The organism is Intrasporangium chromatireducens Q5-1, assembly GCF_000576575.1.
Taxonomy (GTDB): domain Bacteria; phylum Actinomycetota; class Actinomycetes; order Actinomycetales; family Dermatophilaceae; genus Intrasporangium_A; species Intrasporangium_A chromatireducens.
This window is the reverse complement of record NZ_AWQS01000594.1, coordinates 1-466: the sequence shown is the minus strand read 5'-3', so window position 1 is coordinate 466 and position 466 is coordinate 1. Positions and strand designations below refer to the sequence as shown.

General features: G+C 65.5%; 1 protein-coding gene. It reads right to left on the bottom strand.

Annotation, left to right across the window (positions count from 1 at the left end):
* Positions 1-30: 30 nt before the first annotated feature.
* Positions 31-466: IS110 family transposase (locus N864_RS23040; RefSeq protein ID WP_034723123.1), on the bottom strand; the 436-nt coding region annotated here is incomplete at its 5' end.

The following is a 466-nucleotide window of genomic DNA, read 5'->3' as shown; positions in this document are numbered from 1 at the left end:
GCCAAGCAGACATCCCATGTCGAAACGCTGTCAAGCGGCGGCGGCTGGTTGACCGCGGTGCGACCACGCGGTCGTCTCGTCGTACCGGGTGCCGGTTTTGAGGCAGCCGTGCAGGATGCCAACGAGTCGATTGGCCAGTTGTCGAAGGGCAGCACGATGACCGGTCCCACGAGCCCGCAGGTCGTCATAGTACGCGCGGGCGCCAGGTGAGCTGTTCAGCGCGCTGAAGGCTTGTTGACCGAGGGCGTCGATGAGACGGTTGTTGTGCACGTAGCGAGCCAGGACAGTCTTCTTCCTGCCCGAGGCGCGGGTGATAGGGCTGGTCCCGGCGTAGTTCTTGCGGGCTCGAGCGTCGGCGTAGCGGCTCTGGTCATCCCCGAACTCGGCCAGCACCCGGGCGCCGATGACCGGACCCATCCCCGGCTGGCTGAGATAGATCTCAACGTCCGGGTGCTGCCCAAAATGG